We start from the raw sequence: 6,110 nt of genomic DNA on the forward strand, positions 1-6,110 counted from the left end.
AAAGCTGCCATTTTTTTATAATCAATAGATTATTTTGCTTGAGATAACTTAGAAATAGCCTGGCGGTAATTGAGTTCCAATTTTTCACGGCTGTCAGCTGTGATATCCAAATCATGCAACTCTCCATCCTTCAAACCATAAACCCAACCGTGAATCATCACTTTCTGTCCGCGTTTCCATGCAGACTGCATAATGGTCGAGTGTCCGAGGTTATAAACCTGCTCAATTACATTCAGTTCACACAAACGATTCAGTCTATCGCTGGGAGGTAGCTCACCCAGCATGGAACTGTGCTTGTACCATAAATCACGGATGTGGAGCAGCCAGTTATTGATTAAACCTAATTCAGTACCATCCACGGCTGCTTCAATACCACCACAACCGTAGTGACCACAAATGATGATATGTTCAACCTGCAAAACATCAACGGCATATTGTACAACAGATAAACAGTTTAAATCGGTATGAATAACAAGGTTAGCGACATTTCGATGAACAAAAAGATCGCCGGGTGCGGCATCAATCAATTTTTCGGCAGGTACACGGCTATCAGAACAGCCTATCCACAGAAAATGAGGTTTTTGCGCTTTTGATAATTCCTTGAAAAAAAGCGGATTCTCTTCATTTACGGACTTTGACCACTGTTTGTTCCTAGCAAACAGCTCTTCAATTTTTCTCATCATAACGAATAGCCTGGTAACATTTTTGAGATAGAATCATATACAACATTAATTGAGAATTTAATATTTAATTGAAGAATGTTTTTTATTTGGTCCCTATCATTGCTAAGAAATAGGGGGAAAATAATGGCATAATTCCTATCTTGCACTCAGAATTAGCGAATAATAAAGGTATTTTTTACTTATGGCTTACGCATTGGAATTGACGCAGCTCACGAAAGTCTATGAGGGTGGAGTGAAAGCGCTGCGGGGGATTGATTTGCGTGTAGAAGCAGGCGATTTCTACGCGCTTTTAGGGCCAAATGGGGCAGGAAAATCCACGACAATAGGTATTATCAGCTCCTTGGTCAATAAAAGTAGCGGTAAGGTTAAGGTCTTTGGCTACGATATTGATACAGCTCTCGTCAATGCCAAACGACAGCTTGGTCTTGTTCCACAGGAATTTAATTTCAATCAATTTGAGACGGTGATTCAGATTGTATTGAACCAGGCGGGATATTATGGCGTTCCGCGCAATATAGCGCAGGAAAGAGCTGAAACCTATCTTACTCAATTGGATTTATGGGAAAAGCGCAACGAACGAGCAATTCGTTTGTCGGGTGGTATGAAACGGCGTTTAATGATTGCTCGTGCTTTAATGCACCAGCCAAAATTGTTGATTCTCGATGAACCCACAGCAGGAGTGGACATCGAACTGCGCCGATCTATGTGGGAATTTTTGAGAGAATTGAATGCGCAGGGAACCACAATCATTCTGACGACTCATTATCTTGAAGAAGCTGAGATGTTATGCCGTAACATTGGTATTATCCAGCACGGTGAGTTGGTAGAAAACACGACGATGAAAGATCTGCTCAGCCAGCTTGAACGTGAAACATTCTTGTTCGATTTAGCGCCGAAAGGAACGGTGCCTATCGTTGAAGGTTACGACTACCGTCTGGTTGATGCAGCAACGCTGGAAGTAGATGTAAAACGTGGGCAGGGTTTGAATGATATCTTCTCCCAGCTAAGTACGCAGGGTATACAAATCAGCAGTATGCGTAACAAAGCGAACCGTCTGGAAGAGTTATTTGTCGGATTAACCAATAATAATCAAGGGGATAAATAATGATCCAACTATATTGGGTGGCTCTGAAAACCATTTGGATTAAAGAAATCACCCGTTTTGGTCGTATTTGGGTACAGACATTACTACCGCCTATAATCACTATGTCCCTTTATTTCGTTATATTCGGCAATCTGGTAGGTTCCCGCATTGGTGAAATGGGGGGATTTGGCTATATGCAGTTTATTGTGCCTGGGCTGATAATGATGTCAGTGATCACCAATTCTTACTCTAACGTTTCTTCGTCTTTCTTTGGTGCTAAGTTCCAGCGCAGTATTGAAGAAGTGCTGGTTGCTCCGGTTCCAACCCATATCATCATTGCTGGGTTTGTTGGAGGCGGAGTAGCCCGTGGGGTGTGCGTTGGTATTCTGGTGACATTAGTTTCCCTATTATTCGTACCGTTACAGATACATTCATGGGGAATGGTGGTAATCACTTTGCTGGCAACGGCGATCCTATTTTCGTTGGCGGGGCTGTTGAATGCTATTTTTGCGAAAACATTCGATGATATTAGCATTATCCCAACATTTGTTCTGACTCCGTTGACTTATCTGGGAGGCGTATTTTACTCCCTTACCTTGTTGCCGACTTTTTGGCAGGCAGTGTCAAAACTTAATCCAATCGTCTATATGGTCAGTGGCTTCCGCTATGGTTTTCTCGGTATTACGGATGTTTCTTTGGCAATGACATTAGGTATGTTGAGCCTATTTATTATTGGGTTCTATTTCCTAGCTTGGTATCTAATTGAATCAGGGCGAGGATTAAGAACGTAATAGCTAAAGTCTGGTACTCCGCCGTTGATTACGGCGGAGTGGGGAATAAATAGTTCATTACTCTCTGCATGAATGGAGCCAATGATAAAAAATCATTGGCAGTTTGTTAGAGTGTTTTTTGTCTATAATAAAACCATTAAATTCATAAGCTCAGACCTAATTAATGTTATAAGTTATATTAACGGAATCTCATTTTTTGTTTTTATTTAAATAGGATTAATTTTAAAACATTATGACCATAATTACTAAAATGAAAAAATAATATTATTAGCCATAGCAAATTACTTGTCATTTATATATAAAAATATTTACTGCAAACCATAATGTTATTATTTTTAATTAAGACATTGGTTTTTATTGTAATTCATACTATGGATATTTTCCCACATTGGGATACTAAGGATTTGGGAATCTATAAATTTTTTCATAATCATGATTTAATCTGTACCCATATGAATTAAAAATTATGAAAACCGAACGTTATTATACCGTGGGATACGTGCCGCAAAATGACAAGGCCAGCGCCCCGCCCGCAATCCATCTTAAAGGGCAATGGCTTAAGGCCGCGGGCTTTGCTATTGGTGGCACACTGACTGTTAAGATTATGGACGGCTGTCTGGTGCTGATCCCCGACAGTGACGACACCCGAATCATTAAGCAACAGTACCAGCGCCAGCAAGACCAGCTCAGTGAGATTAAGCTGAGAATGCGGGAACTGATTGGTGACTACAACAGCAATTAAGGGCAGGGACTGAGCCGCTCTTAAAAGGACAAAGCCGGAAGATCGCAGGGTTCTTTCCGGCTATTAGATTTCATCAGTTATAATTTGTGCATTGCTAGTTGAATTTTTTCTTCTAATTCAAATAAATCATTTGCTGAATCTAAAAAAATAGGATTTTCCCAGTTAAAGTCTTTAATTAATGCCAACTTAAACTGTCCATCAATTTCGAATGAGGGTCTCCAGCCTATGTCTAAAAGATATCCATTAGGAAATTCTACCTGCAACATATCTTCTTTTAATTCATCAAGTTGATTCTCAAGAGGAATATCATCACTAATACAAAAATCATTAAAAATGATCACTCCACTTTTTTCTGAAAAATCAATGTTCATTATTTTGTCAGTTTCCTAAATTCGTTCAGAGAAATTGGATGTCCGTGAATAGTACCCCCGCTATATTCAACTCTTATCCATTGACTTGGTTTACCTTCACTAGCCCCGATAATTTCCCCCATATCTTGAACTTTCCAAGGCTTACCATTTGTAACTGGTTGACCTGTTTTATAAACAGAACGTTCTAATGCTTCAATATTAATCTCAGGCGTATATTTAGCAGGCCCAGATTTCGTTGATTTAACAATATCTTTCCAAGACATATTTTTCTGAGGGAAATGCTTAAATCCATGGTTTGTCCAATTAGGTTCATCTACTGTTGGGCACGGAGTTAACCCGAATGGATCTACAAATCCAACCGGATTATGCACAGACCCATAAGGATTCACCCCACCCAGTAGCCCGATGGGGTCATAGGGAGGGTTCCGGTGCGGTCATACTGTTTAAAGCGATTTTCTCTTTGATTATCAGCGTGTTAAAGCACCGTTTTTATCTGTTCTGCTCATCCCTACGAACCTAAAACGCCGATGTGCACTTTCAGGATTTTATCACGGCAAGCCGCGATGCAGTATAGCGCCCCTTTTCCCTTGTGATGGGCTGAACAGCCTGTTTTTGTGAGGTTTTTCACGGCAACGGGCGAACGTCGCCCTGCTTGTCTGGGCGGCGGGCGGCCGTTCTGCGGGGGCGGGTGGCAAAGAACCCGCAAGCGGCGCCCTGCGACGCTCTGGTACTCCGTTGCTCAAGTTCTGGCTCGGTTTTGCTGATGGCGTTTTGCTCAAGGGAAGCCCCCTGCGGGGGCTGCACGGGGCGGCGAGGGCGAGCACGGCAACGAGCGAGGCGCGCAGCGACTGCGAGCCGCGCGCAGCCAGTGCAGCGGGGTTGGGGCGGGGGAGGTAAAACCGCGGAGGCCGCAGGCCGACCTGCCTTCAGGGTTGTTGGTTGGATGAGAGCACGGCAGCTAAAGCAGAAGCGGATGCGATGCCGGACGCGGGCATGGTGTTCCGGTTCGGCGCGGGGTTTGCCGAGGACTGGCTCAGAAGGTTATAGCATAAGGCGAAGCCTTGTGCGGCGGCACCCCAGCGATGCCAAAGCGGGGGCGCCAGACATAATGTCAATTATACGCTGCGAACCGCTGCACGGTGTTGATTCGGGCAGCGGGGCGGCCCGGTGAGTGGCGTATAATTCCCCCACATTATGTTGAGTGGGCTTTGGGCGGCCGGCACGGACTGAACGGGGACACTCATGCTCAGGCCGCCCATGGCCCACGTACCCCCGCCGGCGCCGAGGCCGACGGGCAGTCCGGCCACGGTCTGCCCCCGCACCGAACCTGCCCAACTCAACGGGGATGATCGGGCTGTCCGGTACACAGTAGTGTCGGTACGGTGTCCGGCTCTCCGCTGGCACGGCCTGAGCGGCTCTCCGGCGGTTCGGTATGATTGTCTGCTTCCGGCAATGCCTGAGGGTCACGCTCGGCCGGATGGGTTTGTTTATGCACTTTCTTTAAGTGTCCGATAGCAACCCGCGTATACACTTGGGTGGTATTGAGTTTTTCGTGTCCCAGCATCGCCTGGATATGGCGGATATCGGCCCCGTTGTCCAGCATCTGGGTCGCCATTGAATGCCGGAACAAGTGACAAGCGCCCGGCTTATCAAGCTGGGCCTGCTGCCGGATGGCCTTTGCGGCGATGTGCGTCAGGTGTCCCGGACTGAGCGGCCTGCCTTTTTGCGAGATAAACAGATAACCGCTGTCATATTGCGCTGCCAACTGTGGCCGGACCTGCACCAGATAACGTTTCAGCCAGCTTAGCGCCCGCTCACCGATGGGGACAACCCGGTCTTTATGACCTTTGCCCTGATTAACCACCACGGCCCCGCGTTCGACGTCGATATCCCCCTGCCGGAGCTGACGCAGCTCCATACGCCGGATGCCACTGCTCCAGAGGATTTCCAGCATCACCCGGTTGCGCAGCCCCAGCACACTGGGGTCATCCAGGCTGTCCAGCACCTGCGCGGTTTCCCGTTCACTCATAATCTGGGCAGGTAACCGCTTCTGTTCTTTCGGCAACACCAGCTGCTCGGCCGGGTTGTAGAGGATGTGGTGGCGTTGCAGCAGCCAGCGGAACCACAACCGCAGTGTGCTCAGGCGTTCACGCTGGCCGTTATGGCTGTAAGGCTGGCCGTCAGCCTTGCGGTAGGCCCGCAGATAGCGCTGCCAGCTTTCCAGCAACCCCAGCGTCACCTGTGCCGGATACTGCACGGTGCGCTGTTCGCACCAGTCCACGAACGGTAACAGCCGTTCCCGGTAGCTTTCCAGCGTGCGCGGGCTTTTTCCCTGTGCGGCCTGTGTATCGAGGTACGCTTCCAGTTGCTGGCGTAAGGTGATAAGCGGGTTGTCGTGTGAAGTTGTCATTCGGATTTTCCTTTTTGTTATGGAAGCTA

Annotated in this window: 8 protein-coding genes; 3 read left to right on the forward strand and 5 right to left on the reverse strand. The window is 46.8% G+C overall.

Features of this window, described 5'->3' with window-relative positions; all coding sequences use genetic code 11:
* Positions 1 to 29: 29 nt before the first annotated feature.
* Positions 30 to 683: a carbonate dehydratase gene (can, locus tag PSI23_RS15210; RefSeq protein ID WP_273555876.1), complete on the reverse strand. Its 654-nt coding sequence runs from the start codon at positions 681 to 683 to the stop codon at positions 30 to 32.
* A 181-nt stretch (positions 684 to 864) separates the two neighbouring features.
* Between can and PSI23_RS15215 the strand changes: the two genes are divergently transcribed.
* From PSI23_RS15215 to PSI23_RS15225, 3 genes are all read left to right on the forward strand, one after another.
* Positions 865 to 1,788 carry an ABC transporter ATP-binding protein gene (locus tag PSI23_RS15215; RefSeq protein WP_273555877.1) on the forward strand — a complete coding sequence of 308 codons (924 nt, stop codon included), beginning with the start codon at positions 865 to 867 and terminating at the stop codon, positions 1,786 to 1,788.
* On the forward strand, positions 1,788 to 2,558 hold the full coding sequence (locus tag PSI23_RS15220) for an ABC transporter permease (RefSeq protein WP_273555878.1): 771 nt from the start codon (positions 1,788 to 1,790) through the stop codon (positions 2,556 to 2,558). The genes PSI23_RS15215 and PSI23_RS15220 overlap by 1 nt, the downstream gene beginning before the upstream one ends.
* A gap of 466 nt (positions 2,559 to 3,024) precedes the next feature.
* A complete protein-coding gene (locus PSI23_RS15225) occupies positions 3,025 to 3,300 on the forward strand; it encodes a SymE family type I addiction module toxin (protein WP_273555879.1) in 276 nt (91 codons plus the stop codon).
* A 77-nt stretch (positions 3,301 to 3,377) separates the two neighbouring features.
* Here PSI23_RS15225 and PSI23_RS15230 read toward each other — a convergent pair whose 3' ends face one another.
* The 4 genes from PSI23_RS15230 to xerC form a co-directional block, all read right to left on the reverse strand.
* Positions 3,378 to 3,671, reverse strand: a complete 294-nt coding sequence (locus PSI23_RS15230; protein ID WP_273555880.1) for a hypothetical protein — start codon at positions 3,669 to 3,671, stop codon at positions 3,378 to 3,380.
* Positions 3,671 to 3,934, reverse strand: a complete 264-nt coding sequence (locus PSI23_RS15235; protein WP_273555881.1) for a hypothetical protein — start codon at positions 3,932 to 3,934, stop codon at positions 3,671 to 3,673. The genes PSI23_RS15230 and PSI23_RS15235 overlap by 1 nt, the downstream gene beginning before the upstream one ends.
* 285 nt (positions 3,935 to 4,219) lie before the next feature.
* The gene (locus PSI23_RS15240) at positions 4,220 to 4,450 is read right to left on the reverse strand and encodes a hypothetical protein (protein ID WP_273555882.1); all 231 of its coding nucleotides are present in this window, start codon (positions 4,448 to 4,450) and stop codon (positions 4,220 to 4,222) included.
* 557 nt (positions 4,451 to 5,007) lie between these two features.
* On the reverse strand, positions 5,008 to 6,081 hold the full coding sequence (xerC, locus tag PSI23_RS15245) for a site-specific tyrosine recombinase XerC (protein ID WP_273555886.1): 1,074 nt from the start codon (positions 6,079 to 6,081) through the stop codon (positions 5,008 to 5,010).
* Between the last annotated feature and the right edge of the window lie 29 nt (positions 6,082 to 6,110).

The organism is Xenorhabdus yunnanensis (assembly GCF_028598805.1).
Taxonomy (GTDB): Bacteria; Pseudomonadota; Gammaproteobacteria; order Enterobacterales; family Enterobacteriaceae; genus Xenorhabdus; species Xenorhabdus yunnanensis.